Source organism: Sulfitobacter sp. GN1-4, assembly GCF_055693825.1.
In genome coordinates, this window is the sequence record NZ_JBVFUQ010000003.1 from 1,498,494 (window position 1) to 1,515,187 (window position 16,694).

At 57.5% G+C, this 16,694-nt stretch carries 11 protein-coding genes; 5 read left to right on the top strand and 6 right to left on the bottom strand.

Annotated features, from left to right (window positions below; all coding sequences use genetic code 11):
- Positions 1-45: 45 nt before the first annotated feature.
- Complete coding sequence (locus ACZ1HM_RS07880) at positions 46-1,104, bottom strand: hypothetical protein (RefSeq protein ID WP_472742290.1); 1,059 nt, start codon at positions 1,102-1,104, stop codon at positions 46-48.
- Between the two features lie 726 nt (positions 1,105-1,830).
- Between ACZ1HM_RS07880 and ACZ1HM_RS07885 the strand changes: the two genes are divergently transcribed.
- The 5 genes from ACZ1HM_RS07885 (at position 1,831) to ACZ1HM_RS07905 (ending at position 8,743) form a co-directional block, all read left to right on the top strand.
- Positions 1,831-3,015 (top strand): phosphatase PAP2 family protein, encoded by a 1,185-nt coding sequence (locus tag ACZ1HM_RS07885; protein WP_472742291.1) that lies wholly within the window; start codon positions 1,831-1,833, stop codon positions 3,013-3,015.
- 1 nt (position 3,016) lies between these two features.
- Positions 3,017-5,188, top strand: a complete 2,172-nt coding sequence (locus ACZ1HM_RS07890) for a hypothetical protein (RefSeq protein WP_472742292.1) — start codon at positions 3,017-3,019, stop codon at positions 5,186-5,188.
- 276 nt (positions 5,189-5,464) lie between these two features.
- Positions 5,465-7,420: a vanadium-dependent haloperoxidase gene (locus tag ACZ1HM_RS07895; RefSeq protein WP_472742293.1), complete on the top strand. Its 1,956-nt coding sequence runs from the start codon at positions 5,465-5,467 to the stop codon at positions 7,418-7,420.
- A 1-nt stretch (position 7,421) separates the two neighbouring features.
- On the top strand, positions 7,422-7,742 hold the full coding sequence (locus ACZ1HM_RS07900) for a hypothetical protein (RefSeq protein ID WP_472742294.1): 321 nt from the start codon (positions 7,422-7,424) through the stop codon (positions 7,740-7,742).
- A 137-nt stretch (positions 7,743-7,879) separates the two neighbouring features.
- Positions 7,880-8,743, top strand: a complete 864-nt coding sequence (locus ACZ1HM_RS07905; RefSeq protein WP_472742295.1) for a hypothetical protein — start codon at positions 7,880-7,882, stop codon at positions 8,741-8,743.
- A 660-nt stretch (positions 8,744-9,403) separates the two neighbouring features.
- On the opposite strand, the gene ACZ1HM_RS07910 is transcribed toward ACZ1HM_RS07905, so the two are convergent.
- The 5 genes from ACZ1HM_RS07910 to ACZ1HM_RS07930 all read right to left on the bottom strand — a co-directional run bounded on the left by ACZ1HM_RS07910 (position 9,404) and on the right by ACZ1HM_RS07930 (position 16,691).
- Complete coding sequence (locus tag ACZ1HM_RS07910; RefSeq protein WP_472742296.1) at positions 9,404-9,670, bottom strand: hypothetical protein; 267 nt, start codon at positions 9,668-9,670, stop codon at positions 9,404-9,406.
- 34 nt (positions 9,671-9,704) lie between these two features.
- On the bottom strand, positions 9,705-10,277 hold the full coding sequence (locus ACZ1HM_RS07915; protein WP_472742297.1) for a RipA family octameric membrane protein: 573 nt from the start codon (positions 10,275-10,277) through the stop codon (positions 9,705-9,707).
- Between the two features lie 137 nt (positions 10,278-10,414).
- Positions 10,415-10,681, bottom strand: coding sequence for a hypothetical protein (locus ACZ1HM_RS07920; protein ID WP_472742298.1), 267 nt, complete (start codon positions 10,679-10,681; stop codon positions 10,415-10,417).
- A 338-nt stretch (positions 10,682-11,019) separates the two neighbouring features.
- Positions 11,020-12,381 carry a hypothetical protein gene (locus tag ACZ1HM_RS07925; protein WP_472742299.1) on the bottom strand — a complete coding sequence of 454 codons (1,362 nt, stop codon included), beginning with the start codon at positions 12,379-12,381 and terminating at the stop codon, positions 11,020-11,022.
- A gap of 473 nt (positions 12,382-12,854) precedes the next feature.
- Positions 12,855-16,691 carry a DUF7146 domain-containing protein gene (locus ACZ1HM_RS07930; protein ID WP_472742300.1) on the bottom strand — a complete coding sequence of 1,279 codons (3,837 nt, stop codon included), beginning with the start codon at positions 16,689-16,691 and terminating at the stop codon, positions 12,855-12,857.
- Positions 16,692-16,694: the final 3 nt, after the last annotated feature.

A 16,694-nucleotide genomic window follows, 5' to 3' on the forward strand; every position in this document is an offset into this window, starting at 1 on the left:
ATGTTATATTTGCCGCGCCCCGGCCACGTGGCCACCGGGCAAGGATTAGAGCTGCTCTTTCCCGGTCAGTCCGCTGCCCAAGTCGCGCAAAATATTTATGTCCAACCGCTTGTCAAATCTAAGGAGCGAAGTGGGATACGTGCCATCTTCCACAAGCCGTTCAGGCGAAAAGTCATCCTCTGCCGACAGGAGTTTCGCGGCTAGAATGCGCGCCCTATTTATGTGACCACGTTTTGCATTCAACCCGATAGCATAGCGCAAAGCTGGTTTGAAAGTTGGCCTGAAGGAGTGGGATTTCTCAAAATGATCCAATGCGGTTTCTTCGTCACCAACCGCAAGTGCGGCACCACCCAAAATGGATTCAGGCAAAAACTCCAGGGATGAACCGGAAAACAATTGGCGGGCTTTGGCAGCCGTTGCATATGCCTGCGTGGGCATTTGCTGTGATAATTGCACAGCGGCCAGGGTCCACCACGCGAAGGGGTTTCCTGTGCCGATTTCCGCCGCACGCTGGGCGTGTGCCAATGCGCTCTCAGGCTTGTTCTCGAGGTAGTTCATGCCGTTGGCAACCATCGCCAGAACCAGAGAATTGCCCGGCTCTTGTTCCAGCGCCAGCGACGTAAGCGCCTCGCTTTCTTCGGCCACGTTATTTTCTGTCAGCGCATAACCTTCGAACACCTGGATCACACGGACAAGCGCCCGCCACGCGAGATGGGATGCCCGCGGGTTATGGGCGTAGGCCTGTCGCAGCATGCTGTCCGCAGCACTTGCGCCGCGTTCCGTCATTTCGAACATGTTTGAAATTGCAATTGCGCTCAGCGCAGGGGGGCCGGTATCGCTCAGCGTCTCGCGGCGATTCAACCGGTGTCGCACTGCTTCTGAAACCTCGAAAGCCATTTTTGACGCTTCTTGGTCCTGACCGGGATCAACCTTCAAGGACTTCAAAATTCGATAACCCGACCAGATCTGAACATTAACGGGTGCTTCGCTGAGCCGTCCACGCAGAAAAAACCATCCGCCCTCACCCTCAACAGCCGTAAGGTGAAGGCGGAATTCGGGATCGATTGTCACCGCGTTGTTAGAGACCACCACATCCGCGCCCATAACCTGATCGAGCAAAGACGCACATTGATCAGCAAAAACTTCGACAAACCATTGCGCGAGCGGGTTTTCGCTCGGTGCCGCTTCAATGGCCAGCGTAACTTTGGGCCTTTGTTGGGCTGACCCTGCAGAAGGCAAATTGCTGGCACGCAAGGGGGCCCCCGGTCTGCCCGCACAGACCGTTCGATGGCCAACCAGCTTTCAAACTCTGGGTCACGGACATCAAGGCCTTCGGCGAAGTCGCCGTGATGGTCATGCAGAAGCATGATCTGATCAATGTCCAAGGCCACCCGCAATTTTGTGGCTGTCAGCAGCGCCTTGTGGGGCCCAAGGGCTGATTTGCATTGGTGGATTGCCTGGCGCAAACTGCCGGCACCCTGGCTTTTGCCACGATCGCTCCAAAGCTTGTCTTGAAGCCACGCCCGTTCCCGGCAACCGTTGGGGGCAGTTAACAGCAATAACAAAAGACCGCAGGTTTTGGCGGAACGCGGCGTTAAATTTGTACCGTCGCTGGATTCCATCCGAAATGGACCCGTCAATTGAGCAGTAACGCTCATGCAAATTTCCCCCAATTCGCGGTCAAAGCCACCCCAAAGCCACCCAATAATCCGCCGTTCCAACAACTGAGCGTTATTAATGCGTTAAAAGGAAGGAGGCGCAAGTGTGTGCCCATTGACACAATTGGACCTGCCCGGTCTTGATTTTAGAGAAATTCAACGGGAGGCGATAATGGCAACTTCAGTAGGACCGGGGGTGGGACCAGGCGTAGGTCCGGGCGTTGGGCCCGGTGTCGGGCCGGGCGTGGGCCCGGGAGGAGGCAGCTCCGGTGATGTAGGTCTGACAGGTCAGGTGTTTCTCAGCAAGCATGCGGGATCGCCCGCGTCTCCGTTCCTAAGCTCCGCTTTGAACAGCACGCGCGACGGCTTGCTAAACTATTGGCCCGGATCGGTCACCAACTGCCCCTCTGCGCTGCCAGGCACAAACGAATATCTGGACAAGCTGCGCACGCCGACCCAGGCGTTGCTGCTGGACTGCGAATTGCGCAGCCGCCTTGCTGTTTTTGGCCAGCCCGTCGCGGACCCAAAGACGGATCAGGCGAAGGCACAGCTGTTTTTCACACACCAAATTGATGGCACCCCTGCCGCACTGAAGCTGGCAGATCTTCAAAGCCCCAAGGTCGATGAATTTGAAAGTCAGCTGCAATGGGTGCGGGCTTACGCGGATTTGCGCATCGACCGTTTGCCAGAAATTCAAGTGCAATTGGCTGATCTGCTGTCATTTTTCGGGGCGCAATCCTATCTGGACAATGGGCGGCGGGCGAAAACACTGCTTTACTTGTCGGTGACGCTGTCGGTTGCGATCCACGTGTCGATGCTGATGAAATTCTACCTGCGCCAGAACAGGCCCATCGACTATGCGCCAGAGGTGCAACCGCTAATCCAGACGCCGGATCATTCGTCCTTCCCGGCCGGTCACGCGATCCAGGCCTTTGCAATCGCAACTGTTCTGGACCGCTTCATGCGCGGAACAAAAGCCGGTGAAACGGGCCAGGTCCATTTTGACGGCAGTGAGCCGGACATGCCGTTTCTGCTGGCTCACCGCATAGCCACCAACCGGGTTGTGGCGGGCGTGCACTTCCCCGTCGATTGCCGCGCGGGTGCGTTCATCGGTGTTATTCTGGGTGACCTGATTTACAGCCTGGGCGCTGAAGCTGACGGCGGGAACGCAGACGCACCTCGGAAGATCCGGATACATAATGACAGCAAACAAATAATCCTCAGTAACCAGGATTTCCTGCTGAGCAATTTTAAAGAGCTTGGGAAATCTACCGAGAAGATCACAAAATCCAGCGCCGCATTTGCGCCGCTGCCGATCGCCCGGCAGCTTTGGCAAGACGCAAAGGAAGAGTGGTGACATGGCGGATGCACGCCGAGAAGGAAACGGTCGCCCACCGGTGGACCTGACCGATCCCTATGTGGATTGGTGGCGATCAGCCGAAGGCCGACGCAGGCCCAAAGAGAGCGAGGATCAAAGCCCATTTGGGTTCTTAGGTCTTTCCAGAGGTTTCTTCCAACTCAAACGAAGCCCGGAAGTTAATTTCGATGTTCCCCTGCCCGCGGGGGCTTTCAACGAGGACTTCAACGAAACCGAATGGGACGCCTGGAAAGCGACGCCATCAGACTACCCGCACATAAAAGCCAACGATGTCATCCTCGGCGTCATCGACACTAACTTTGCTCTGGGGCACCACCGCCTACGGTTTCAGAACGGCAAAAGCCGCGTTTTGGCGGCGTGGTTTCAGGGTGCCAGTTCCGAGGGCAGCGGCAAGCATCTGCCCTTCGGTCAAGAATATTCCAACGCCCGGATCGAGAAACTGATCAAAAACCACAGCAGTAACAGCCTTCGGAAGCCCCTCGATCAGGATGCCTTCAACCGCGACATCGGCGCCGTGGACGCGGACAAGCCGATCTGGGAGGGCAGTAAAGAGTTGCAAACGCTTATGTCCCACGGCACGCACATGCTGGATGTCGCAGGCGGCATCGAACCCGGACAGCCCGGGGCCAAGCTGTCGGGCAGAAAGCCCCGGTGCCATGTGATTGCCGTGTCTTTGCCGCCGCTCTTCTTTCACGGGCACAGCGGCAATTTTCTGCAATATCACGCGGTGCTGGGCCTGTTGCGCATCATCCGCATCGCAGATGAGATTTCAGCGGCAAAGGGATTTGGCAAAGACCACCAGTTTCCGATCGTGGTGAACTTTTCTTTCGGGTTTGAGGCCGGGCCGAAAGACGGTTCACTTGATATGGAGCGGTCCATCCGCAACCAAATCCGGCAACGGTCGCGGGAAACTCCGCATCCCAATCCGCACTGGCCAAACGAAGAAAGCGCTGCGGAAAAGGTAGCGGGCGAGGCAAGTAACAGGCCCAAAGTGCTGCCCATAAAAACCTACGTGAACATGCCCGCCGGCAATTCGAACCTGGACCGCATAGCTGCGAACCTGACGGTCTGGCCAGACGGCCACGACCCATTCGAAGTTGTAGTGCAGCCGAACGACCATTCCTCTACTTTCATTGAATTCTGGTCCGAAACCTTCCCCCGCAACTCCGACTTTTTCGACGACTTCTATTTGAACGTGCAACCGCCTGACGGGCCGGCTGTGCGTGTCCATCTGGAAAAGCCCAAAAAAGACGAAACCAAGATGGTCGATCTCACGCGCGCCGGTGGGGGTAAAGTCTACGGACGGGTTTACTATGAAATGCGCAGCTCGGCTTTGCGCGGTCCGGAACGGATGCGGTTGCGGGTTGTCGCGGCGCTTGCCCCGACACTGGTGTTTTATTCGCTGGACGCGCCCGTGACAGACAACACACCACCACCGAAAGACACAACCCTTGCCCTTGCCGGGCGCTGGAAGTTTGACTTTCAGGGCATCACCGACGGGCTGCGTTTTGATGCCTACATCCAGGCGGACCTCTTTGATGGCCCGTTTATGCAGAACGCCAGACGGGCCTACTTCGACGACATGCGCTACCGCACCCATGACGAAGGCGGCCATGTCATCGACAGCTTTGCCTGCGATGATCCGCACACGCCCCTTGATGAGGGGCCAATTCGGCGCATCGGAACCCACAATGCGCTTGCGACCACACCTTATGTAACGATGGTGGGCGGGTTTCACACCTCAAGCGGCTGTTCGGCTGGCTATTCGGCCACGGGCTTCCAAGGCCCCCCGGCGGTTCACAACAGGTCGGATGTGGATGCGGCGCTGCCCTGCGAAGACGGGAACGTGCACTTTGGCGTCCTGGGCGCGGGCCCGCGTGACGGTGCGGCGCTGGCGCTGAACGGGACCAGCGTGGCAACCGCACTGGCGTCGCGCAAGATGGTTGATGCGCTGTTGCAAAATCCCGATACGCGGGTGGGGCAACCCTGGCTGCAGACCCAAGCGCGGGCCTATGAAATATCCACCGAGAAGCCGGACCACTACCACGACCCGGTGCCTTTGAAGATGGGCGTCGGCCGACTGCCTTACCCGCAAAGCTATGGGGTGACGGAACCAGGTCAGGGGATGCGAGTGCGGCGCAGGCGCTTTTAGCCACCCGCACTCCGCCAAGATCGAGCAGCAAGAGCCCGCGCCTGAACTCCCACGCGGGCTCTTTTTCTTTTCGCGCTTCGCGGATTTTTCACATTTTTCTGAAAGATTTAACGGCCGTTTAACGCTGCGATACCGCTGCTATAACGCCTGGCCTTCAAGGTGGCGGAACTGGCGGGCGTTCGCGCGCTGGCGACCTGCGGGGGCCTGGCCACCGTGGTCAATTTCAAAAAGCAGGCGCAGGTCCAAAGGGCGGCGCCCGCAATAGGGAGACATGACATGACCACCCCGAACCTGCCAACCGGGCGCGACCGGCGCCAAGAGGCAAAAGACCGCCGAGCCGAGGCCGCCGATCAATCCGGGCACCTGCCAATCCTGAATGCCACCGACAACGGTGACGAGGCAAACTACCCCCACGGCCAACCGGCCAGCTTTACCAAGGGTCTGCCACACGACGATGAAGGGCTCGTGGACAAGGCGACCTACGCTAAATTCCGCAAAGCGCTTGTCACCGGCGACGTGGCAATGGCCGGGCTGACGATTGCGGCGGCACCCAAAAACCGGAAATGGGAAAGTCCGCTTGCCGGGGTCTACTTCAACGACATCGGCGCAGACCCGGATGCGGTGGCCATGGCGCCCGCGCCGAAACTGGGGGCGAGCGAGCTTTGCGCCGAAATGGCCAGCGTATACGCCATGGCCCTAACCCGCGATATCCCGTTTGAGGCGTTGGAGAACCCCAAGCAAGAAATCGAGGGCCTCAAAAAAGACGAGGAGACCGTCACGGTTGGTCATCTGGTCGAAGAGCTGCGCCGCCTCAGCTGGTTTGACACAAATGGCGAACCCTTTGGCTTTTTTGGAAAGACATTGACCAAACACGAACAGCGCCGCCGCAAGGCCGCCTGGGCCTCATCCGAGTTGGGACTGACAATCGGTACGCTCTTTCGCGGCTCAACGCCGGGCGCCAAGCAAGGCCCCTACATTTCGCAGTTCATGCTGCTGGGCACGCATAACCGGTCGGGCGTCGGCAACTCCGGCGGTGACCCGCGCGACGGCCACATCAGCTACGGGCTGCAAAAGACGACTCAGGCCCAGTTCTACCCGGAACGCGGGATCGATTTCATGACGACCTGGGAAAGATGGCTTGCCGCGCAGCAGGGCACTAAGTTCGATCAGCCCGCGCACCTGGGCTTCCGCCGCATCCACACGCCGCGGGATCTGGCCGGCTACGTGCATTTTGACGCCCTCTATCAGGCCTATCTGAACGCCTGCTTGATCCTTGTCGGCAATGAGCTTGCGCCTGACCCGGGCACGCCGATCCTCAGCCAGCGCAACGCAAACAGCGAAGGCTTCGCGACCTGGGGCCCGCCGCATATCCTTAGCCTGGTGACAGAGGTCGCAACGCGGGGCCTGCGCGCTGCGCGGCGCACCAAATTCCAGGTCCACCGCCGCGCACGGCCAGAGGTGATTGCCGCCCGCCTGACGCAGGTGGCCAACGGGCATGCCTCGGGTATGGATGATGGCGCCGTGAAACAGCTGGAAAGCATGCTGCGGGAGCTGGGGTTTGACACCAAGTCCGGCACCTTGCGTAATGGATCGATCCTGGATTGGATCCGCCAGCACAACGCCAAGCAAAACAGCACGGCAGAGGATTTGGGGCCAATCCATTCAGATAAGAACTTCCTCTTGCCGATGGCCTTCATTGAGGGTTCACCCATGCACCCGGCTTACGGTGCCGGGCATGCGACCGTCGCCGGTGCCTGTGTGACCGTCCTAAAGGCCTTCTTCGACAGTGATGCGAAGTTCCTCGAAGCGGTCAAAGGCGCGACGGAGTTCTTTGCGGCAGACGCCGATGATGAACTGATACCCGCCAATACGCAGGGCAGTACCGAGACCACGGTGAGCCAGGAACTCGACAAACTGGCGGCCAATATCTCGATCGGGCGCAACATCGCCGGAGTGCACTACTACTCTGACTACTACGACAGCCTGCGCATGGGCGAACGCATCGCGATCAGCATCCTGAAAGAGCAGATGTCAACCTACCACGAAGGTCTGGGCCTGTCGCTCAAGAGTTTCGATGGCGACAGCATCATGCTGATGACCGATGGCCGCAATACGTGGGCAGAAATCACTGACACGTCGGGCAACGTGGTTGATGAGCATGACTGGTGGGTACGCGACGTGGCCGAATACGGGATCGTGGACGACGGCCCAAGCGAACCGGAGGTAGGCTAGGATGCAGGACATCAAAGGCATAAAAACCGTCAGCGACCTTGTCGAACGGCTGGAAGCAGACGCCGATCTGAAAACGATGTTTGATGCAAAACCGACCGAGGTGCTGCGCGCCGCGGATACAGAGATCCGTGACAACGCGCCGACGCTGCCAAATGTGTTCATCTACCAGGCGGCGGTCATCTTTGTCGGGCTGACATTGCTGATCACCATCATCGGTGCCTTCGCATTGCTCAGGCAGGAAAATGCAACGGACACACCCGAATGGGTGATCGCGGTGACCTCCGCCGGAATAGGCGCCCTGGCAGGCATGCTTCGCACCTGAACCAGCACGGCCTGCGCACAAGAACGCGTGCGCGGGCCGGCACTCCCTGTCCTCTCTGCCGCATCTGGGTCGCAACAAGCGGGCCGGTTCCGGCGGGGATGGTCATTCCGACACTTTAGAGAACTGGAACCAAGTCCATGACACTCAAATTCACAAATTTAATGGCACTGCTCTGCGCCCTGGTGACCTCGGGCTGTGCCGAGCTCTACCTTGATGCCGCCCGAAAAAATGACGTTCACCTGAAGAACAAGCGGCTTGACAACTACGCCGAAATGCGCGCGGTTGCGCAATGTCCAAAAGATCCGAACAACTGTAAGATTGAAGGCGCAATCCGGTTGGCCTTCCATCAGGCTGACGCCTTCGCAAAAGCCGCAAGGACAACGCAAGGCACGCAAGACGTCTTGTCCTTAGGCCTTATTCGGGCGGCGGGGCTTGTCGTCTCGGGCGCCGCTTCCGGTGCGACAGATACTGTTCTGGCAAAACGCGCGGTTGACGCGGTGACTGTTCAACAGGTGGGCATGCGGGGCACCCCAAAATCGGCTGTAGAGGCGCTTTACACGGGCGCGTCGCGGATGAATTGTATCGCCATGGCCGGGTCGCTTTATTTGGAAGTCGATCTGGCAAACACGGAGAATGCTGGGCGGACGACTGGCGTCCCGGTCAGGCTGGCCTCTTTCACAATGGTACTTGCGATGCGCGAAGTGGAATACCGCACGCTGCACGGCACCAGTCGCGAACTGGCGGATTTCTCCAACCTGGTGCAGTTGTTCAATACTGCGGTCACGGAGGCCAGGGAAATCGACGTCATCGTGGAAGAGCAAGAGGGACAAACCAGCGAAGCAGGCACATTCCGAAAATCGGGAGACCAACCTGCGATCCGCACTCGGACAATCACCGTGCTGCAACAAAACCCTGCGCTGGAACGGTTCTTCGCCGTGGTCAAAGGCTGCCTTGAAGATGCAATGATCTCACCCAATACAGCCGCGGCCGAGGCCGGGTAATACGCACAGAACTGCTTGAGAACCTTAAGTCGCCAGAACTGCCGGTTGTGCCGCTGCCAGCCAGATAGGCCACGCAACGGGGTTGCAGCTGTCGTCAGTGCCGGTTCTCAAGTCTGTCCGGCACCAATGAGCTTTTCTTCCGCTGAATATTGCTTGCGCGTGGCTCGGCGGATGTCTCTAAAAACCTTTTCGCCGTGGCTCTTTTTTGCTCATGGTTGGGCTTTGCTGTATTTGGGACTGACGATGTGTGTGTGGATCATCGGCTGGCCTAGAGTTTCTTTGATGAGGCCAAGATTGGTTTCATCGAAGCCGTAGGTCACAACTTTTTCCAGGGAGAACAAGCAAACCAGCTTTCAAAATTAGTGTGTGACGCAGTTCAGGCGATATTCTATTCACAGGATTGAAGTCTTGGGCGGGTACAGACCAACTGGAGCAGGCGCTCAAGTGTGGTCTTATCGGGCCCAATCATGCCGCTTTACTTAACGCCGCTTGTTGTGCTGGACCATGACAGAAGCAGGATTTGAGAACTACCCTTCCGAGTTTTGGTACTACGACTTTGGAAACCAGATGTTTGTGCTCAACGCGCGAGCCAAAAACGCTACATTGAGTCGAGCTTGGTTCGGCTATTGCGAGCCTCCGACCTAGTTGGCTTAGCAGCGCCTACCATCCAAAGCCGACAATGGCGCAGATGCAACGTAAGTCAGCAAAACCCACGACTTGTGAGTTGCACTGAAAATCCTCGCGGCGCGGTGAACGAATGGCAGCGATCTCTGCCGCCGCGCATCGTCTTGGACCGAGCATCTGCGGCAAATCCCGTGCTGCGAGCGCGCGCAGCGAGAATTCCGAACTGACAGGTTGGGCTCCAAGCAGCCATTCGCTGCGGACTGTCCAAACATCTGATAAGCGGACAATCCAGTCATCGGCCAAATGGCCGCTTTCGGGCGCCGCACGCCTCAGTACTTTAAGTATGATACCGAGCGAAGCTGATTGTAATCCAGCCGGCCTTATAGACCAAGCCATACAGCATCGCCAGCCACGCTACCAAGAACCCGTAGATCAAGATGTAGTTCAAACCGGTCGGTGATGAAAAGAGTTGCGAAGCCCGCGCCCGAAGTGCTTTATTCGAGCTTTCACCGCCGTCCGACGGAACTCCAGCGACGCTCTCACGGAACGCGGCTTCCAATTCAGGGTCCCGGCGAACCAGATTGCGCGCGTCCCGTACGAAAAGGTGATTAATGTGTCGCCCTTTTTTGTTCACGAGCAGCCAAATCAAAGACAGCAAAATACCAGCAACACACAAAATGATATCAGACGACATGACAAAGCCATTCATTGGTCTTTGTGAAAAAACACTGCCGTGTGCCCAACCAAGCGCGCCGACATTCACCACCAGGAAGACTGAATTACGAACCCAGAATAGACTTGCTTCGCGGTACGCGTTCGCCAAAAGAACATCAACGGCCTTGAGACGCAGTTCAAAACCGATACCTGGTTCCGCCTCCCGCAATTCCTCCGAGGATCCATCTTCCTTCAAAGCAGGCTCCTTTGTTGAGTTATGGATAAAGTCCGAGCGCTCTGATCACCACCCCAATAGCGGCGCGGCGCGAGTCACAAAACGCCCGCCAAAACTCATCAACCATAAGCCTAAATCGGAAATCAAAAAGGTTCTCGCTAATCGATATCGAGTGACTTCCGCTCAGCCAACAATGTGCGTATCCGCGCTTTTTCTCCGGCCCGCAAAAGTAGCGGTATACACAAAACGAGAGCGAGCAGTAGAGCTCCTGCACCAAAGTGAAAAAACCATGCGACTCCAATAGCGAAGACGGATCCGCCGCCTATTGCCAGATTTAGCTTCCGGATCGTTTCATGCCCGTTCTTTACCTCTGAAGTAAGCCGCTCATACTCGGCCCACTCCGCTGTCTCTTCGATGTTTCTCATTTTTGCTCCATTTGTGTACGTCCTTTGTGCGAACAAAACAGCCAAACGATCAATGAACGCAATGCGTTTGAGAGCACAGACACGGCTATAACTCAGCGCGTTGGCGGTTAGAACGGACGTTCGCCGCGATGCATTTAAGGATACGTTTGGGCTCGAAGCAGTCGTTCGCTGTGCAAAGTTGAAGGACCGCTTCGCGTGTCGGCGGGCGTGTCCCCCCAAGGCTCAATCATTTGGAGCCCTCTCTCCCTCGAAATCCCCCAGGTTGCCCCATACAGCGGAACATCCCCCACTCTCTCTGGTTTGTGCAATTTACAGCAAACTCTTCTTTGAGTTTTTTGCTATCCTAGCAACATGTCCTCCTCATCCTGTTCGAGCCAGTCTGTGAAGAACGCGTAGCCGCCCGGATGGTGCAGATAGCCTGTGCTTGTAAATTCTCGGCTTAACTCCCCGCTAAAGGCGCGTGACACGAAGGTGCGATAAGTCAGGAACTTGTCATTAACCGCGAAGCAGTAGTTCACATAGATCCCATAGGGATGCTCTTGGTGGTACCGGCCAACATACCGATACCAGTCCAGCTCTGCGCCTCCGTTGGCGAGGTACTGCGCGTGCGCCTCTTTGAGCTTCCGTCTGCTCATGGGCAGGGCCGGCCTCGCAGGCTCAGGGGCGAGCTGTGCGGGGCTGTGAGCGGGTGTAGGCTGTTGCTGGGTGTGCGGTGGGGCCCCCTGCAGTGTGCTGTCCAGCCACATGATGAGGTTCAGGCTGGAGGAGACCGCGAATTTCGTGACCTCCTGCTGTTGCTGCAGGGTCGCTAGGGATAGGTCCAGCGCACGGTGCCCCGGTCTGTCTGTGTTGGTGTAGGCCGTCAGCCTGTGGTCCTTTGGTGGGTTCAGCCTGTGCATGTTCTCAAGGATTCCGATGGCACGTGCTGCGCGGGTTGCTACCTCCTCGGAATTGTAGATGTGCCACTTCTTCACATCGGTGCCTTTGATCGTGATGATACCCAAGGCCTCTGCGGCTGCTTCCACGGCTTCCACTGCTTTGTCAGTGAGGGGCATCGGCGCATCCCGCAGCCATTTCGAGGGCAGGAATCCGCGTTCAGGATCTTCGCCAGATTCAATGGCCACCTTGCGGATTGCCTCCCTTGCCAGCACCTCTGATCGTGCATATGCGCTGACCTGCAGCCCGCGCATGATCTCCTGCGCCTGTGGGGCCATCTGATCGACAGGGCGTCCGTCTCCCAATGCACCGCGCGCCATGTTCAACTCACAAGCGACAACGTGGATTGCGGCGATGTCGAACGCGGACTTGAACTTATCCCAGCGCAGGCTTTCCTCTGCGATCTGCATCAGCCGTACGCCCGCCCCAACCATGCGCCGTCCATCGCTGTCAGGTTCAGTTGAATGGCGGCGGTTCTCTGCTGCAAACTGAACAGGGTCGCCAATCCCATCATCATATCGGCGGGGGCATAGACCTGGCCAATGGATGCGGGAGGGCACGCAAGCATCTCTTATATCCTCAGGCAGCACGCCCCACTCTTTGGCTTGCTTCTCAACAAACAGGATGTGGTCCTTGTTTTCATCGTGCCACCTCTGGATTTGCGCGAACTGTTCACGAGTGACCTCCATTCCGCGCCAGCGCACGAAGTCGTAACCGGGTGCGCGTGCCTGCCATGCGCCGCCTTTGTAATTGTCATCAGTCATTTCATCATTCCTTTTGCCTGCATTAGTGAAGTGTTGTTGGGGTTGGGTTAGGGCCCGCGGATGTTTGGGGGCGGGGGTGGTTTGCGAAGAGCTTGGCTATGTCGGGCTCACGCTGCGCCAACAGTGCACGTATCGGATCAATGGTCGCTTCCTGCGGTTTGCAATCTGCAGCATTCGGTGTGCTGTCTGCATTTTCAGTGCTCATATGATTTACCTTTTCTAGTTTATCAGCATGCGCACTCATCAGTGCTGATGGGTGTTTGATGTATGCGTGATTTCAATGCTTTAAGATTAAACCTTTGAACCATTGAGGTTTCAGGGCGTAAGCATGGGGGGGCCGTCACGATAGTAATCGGGTAGGGAGGAGGAGGAATTTGCATGTTGATTGGAGGTGGGGGTTGGCGCGCCGCAGAAAATCCCGTCAACCAAATTCGTGAGGTTTCGTGCGATATTTTCTATTTTGGGGGTAGACATTATTTTTCCCCCTCATGCTTAGAAAACCTAAAACACTCGATTATTTCTGCAGATGAACCCACCTGACGTTTTATTTTTCCTATTACATCAATGTCAGAATTGGCTTTCACCCAAGCTGTTTTTGCACGTGGCTGAGGGGCCTCATTTGTGGGTTTTTTCCTGTAAGTAACTGAAAAGTAAGTTTCAACTCTGTTACAAAGATTTATCCGCTCTTCTCCTAATACTATTATGAGAGAAGCGGATAAATCTTTTGCCCCTGCTTTGGGCATTTTCTCTGCAACATCCAACGCCGCAAGAACGTGTGCCTTCGCCCGGCGTGCGCGTTCCTGATCTTCGTGCGTTGTGATGTCGTTGGGCTTCCAAGCTGGTGACAACCGAGTGATAGCGCGGTTGACCGAAGTGAGGCCTCCCCAGATCGGTTGCGCCTCATGTTGGCTTGCCCACTGTTGATCCAGCCAAAGAACCTCGGATGCAGAATGCGGCAGGAAGCCAACGCGGGCGATGAACTTCTCAACGTCCGAACCGCCTGCCAACACATCCGCACAATCAACAACAACATCGGGAGTCTGCACCGCCACATTGCCAAAGGAAAGGATTAGCTTGCTGTCATTAGTCGCACGCACACCTCGGATGCGATCAACAACCTGAACCAATTCGGCGCTTGATGCCTGTTGGCGCATTTCCTCGACCAAGCCATGCGGATGGAAGGGCTGTTTGATGTCCACGGCCATGCCCCTTCGATCGATGATCGAGGCATCCTTGCGCCGCAGATATTCATTGCTGGGATGCGCCACGATGGCCTCGCCCCGCTGCGCTGCAAATGCCCTGGCCTGGTCCTCCTGTACAGAAACCGGAAGTTCGAATTGGCCCACGGTTATGACCGTCTTAAAATCCTCAAACCGGTTTTGCCCACGAACGCTTTGGTAGTGGACCCCCACTACCTGAAGCCCTGCAAGATCCTCGGGCGGTTGCCAAAGCCTCTTAGCCTCATCACGTTGAAACCCAAGCTCCTGCAAAACCGGAATGGTCGCCGCCAACAGCAACGGCCCCCTTGGTGCCAAAGCCCGTGCGGTGTCGAGGATCAACTTTTGCAATTCCAGCGCATCATGCCCCGACCTCAGGGATCGATTGCTGAACGAACGCCCTGCAACCTGAACGTGCGTAACGCGGCGTTGAACCTCAAAGCGATGCCACTGCAACGGGCCGAAGATCCGTTCGGTTAGCTCCTCAGATGCTGTGGCATCCAGAACCGCAAGTGGATGATTTTTGTAGCGCTGAGGCTTCTGGATCCATGACAATATGTGCCCATCACGGCCCTGCATTCCAATCGCCAGCGGCTGCCCGTGACGCAATTCGATGGCCAAAGCATCAAGCGTGCGCTGGAAGCGATAGGCGCGCCCTGCGCCCTCCCGGTCCAGTAACTCGCTCCAGCGGGCTGCCAGCGCCTCCACAGGCTCTCCCGGGGCCTGCGTGGGCAATCCAGCGGCCAAACACTGCCCAAGGGCTCTAGACGCCGCCTCCAGCCGCTCTGGGGTCAATCCTGCGTCTCTCAGCGCCCCAAGGTTCACCCAGCCCGTCAGAGCGGCCCTGAGCGGCTCCAGCAGCGGCTCAACGCCCGAAAGCTCATCCATTAGATCTGCCGTGCGCTCCGCTGGCATGCCTGTCGGAAGCATCGGCATCACGATGTCGCTCAGCGTGGCGACTACATATTCACTTACGGCCCCATGCGCGGCCTCATCAACGATAATTGCATCAACCGATGGCGAGCCCGGAAGTGGGGCGGCCAAATAGCTGTGGCTCGCAAAGATCACTGCGCCTTCTGGGGCCGCCATCGCCTCTTTCAGCTCATCCTCCTGTGACAAGTATCCAGTCGATTGGCAGTCCATGGAGAAAGGGCATTTGGAGCAAATGTCGCGCAAAAGGTTGATGCCGAGCGGCGCGGCCTTGTTGATCTGCTCATACATCTGGCAATTGTCCTCGCCACGCCCCTGAACAAGCAACGCGCGCGGGGCTACACCATCAGCGGATACAGCCCCTGCAAGGTAATCGTCGTATCCCTCACGAGCGCGCACTCCCGTGGGCGCTAAGAACAGGAATCGAGCACCCTCACCCATGCCGTGCAGCGCTCCGGCAGAATTTTTCCGGCCCGTGAAGCAGGTACTCTTTCCCAAACCAGCACTTGCGATGATTCCGATCTGATTATCTGGCTGAAAATCCATCGGGCCAGGCCGAACCTTTGGCGGCTTTGGCAGATCGTGCCGGCGCTGAATCGTGCGCCTTGCTACACGGCGTTCGCGGGCCATTTCCTTTTCGCCGATCAGGCCCTCGTTTCGCTTTTCGCGCAGGGCGTCATATGCGGATGCAAGCTCACGTGATGGCACCGCCCGCTGAACAACATCTGCGACCCACGTCATTGCGAGATCCAGCACCTCGGCGTTTGCATCTGCGATGCTCTGGGCGCGCTCTTGCTCTGGCATCCTGACCGGGAATGGCAGCTGCAGTGCCGGTGCCAATGGACGGGGCCTGCGACCCTCGAACTTCAGCTGCGCCAACAGCTCCGAGCGTGTGGTGTCAAAGCCCTTGTCCTTGAGAACGTCGAGCCAATCCCCACCGTCTTTCGGCGTGTCAGGCCTCAGAACGGCGTGGTTCAGCCCAAGCGCCTGCGCCTTTTGGATGATGGCCAGAGACGCCTTTGCCCCGTCACTTCCGGCGGGGTCATTCTCAGCGGCGATGCCAACGCGGGCGTCCTCATCCAGCCGCTCCAACTCTGGCGCAATCTGCCCTATAGACAGGCATGCGTGTGACTGGAACCTTGCCAGTGACCACAGGCTCAACGCGGTTTCAGGGCCCTCGCTGACGATCACAATATCATTGGATGCGCCCGGCTTTTCTGGGAACCGTACAGAGCCACGCCCGACCTTGCCGAAAGACGACTTTGCACCGATGCCAGGCATGTGGATCTTTTCGCCGTTCGCGTTGATGAAAACCCGCTGTCCGCCGACGCGGTTGCCATCGTCGTCAGTGGCCCAAAAAAGCACCGATGCGACCTCGGCATAACCCGGTGCGTGATCGACGTTCAGCAAGGCTCCAGCTGGTATGAATTGGCAAACCTGATCTGGCGGTAGTTCTTCGATGCCGCGGGCCTGCAGATAGGCTTGGCCTTCGGTGCCAAGAAGCGGAACGGCCACGCTCTCAACGGCCCGGATCTTTGCAGCCAGCTCCAGCTCTTCAAGCTCGGCCTCTACTTTCCGCTGTGCTTCCTGCGCTGCGAGGCGGTCTGCTGTGGCCTTGCGTTCTTGCTCCGTCCGCTTGCGCCCATTGATCCCAAGCCGGCCGGCCAGGCTTTCGACCACATCCCAATAGTTGCCCGACAGCGGGACGCCCATGTGGTATGCCCACATGTGCAAGAGCCCGCCTTTTTCAACGATGCCGCCGCTCTTGAAGGACTTCCAAACTCCTGCATCCGCGCCCGAAATGCATACGCTGATGTAGCCGGAGGTTTTTCGCTCGCCAAAGCGTAGATAGCTGCCGTATCTGCCGGTTGCCACATCGCCACCCGAAGCGAAGACTTCCTGCGCCAACTCTGGCAGCCGCGATAGGGCCTCCACTCCCACGGCGTCTCGCAAGTCGTTCCGACGCTGCCGCTTCTCTTCGAACTGCCGGTCTCGGTTGGCAGCCTCTTCCTCCAACTGCGTGGCCTTTTCAGCCGCCTCCTTGAACTCCTCTTCGCTGATGTAGGCGAGGAAATTTGTGCCGCTCCAATTGCCATCCGCATCCAAGACGGCGTGGGGTGGATGATCGACCTCAGGGAAAAGATGCGCAAAATCAGCTGGCATGAC

What these genes read in the sequence shown, in the direction of transcription:
- ACZ1HM_RS07880 (WP_472742290.1), bottom strand. Translation starts at nt 1,104, where the DNA reads ATGGGCGCGGATGTGGTGGTCTCTAACAACGCGGTGACAATCGATCCC.
- ACZ1HM_RS07885 (WP_472742291.1), top strand. Translation starts at nt 1,831, where the DNA reads ATGGCAACTTCAGTAGGACCGGGGGTGGGACCAGGCGTAGGTCCGGGC.
- ACZ1HM_RS07890 (WP_472742292.1), top strand. Translation starts at nt 3,017, where the DNA reads ATGGCGGATGCACGCCGAGAAGGAAACGGTCGCCCACCGGTGGACCTG.
- ACZ1HM_RS07895 (WP_472742293.1), top strand. Translation starts at nt 5,465, where the DNA reads ATGACCACCCCGAACCTGCCAACCGGGCGCGACCGGCGCCAAGAGGCA.
- ACZ1HM_RS07900 (WP_472742294.1), top strand. Translation starts at nt 7,422, where the DNA reads ATGCAGGACATCAAAGGCATAAAAACCGTCAGCGACCTTGTCGAACGG.
- ACZ1HM_RS07905 (WP_472742295.1), top strand. Translation starts at nt 7,880, where the DNA reads ATGACACTCAAATTCACAAATTTAATGGCACTGCTCTGCGCCCTGGTG.
- ACZ1HM_RS07920 (WP_472742298.1), bottom strand. Translation starts at nt 10,681, where the DNA reads ATGAGAAACATCGAAGAGACAGCGGAGTGGGCCGAGTATGAGCGGCTT.
- ACZ1HM_RS07925 (WP_472742299.1), bottom strand. Translation starts at nt 12,381, where the DNA reads ATGACTGATGACAATTACAAAGGCGGCGCATGGCAGGCACGCGCACCC.
- ACZ1HM_RS07930 (WP_472742300.1), bottom strand. Translation starts at nt 16,691, where the DNA reads ATGCCAGCTGATTTTGCGCATCTTTTCCCTGAGGTCGATCATCCACCC.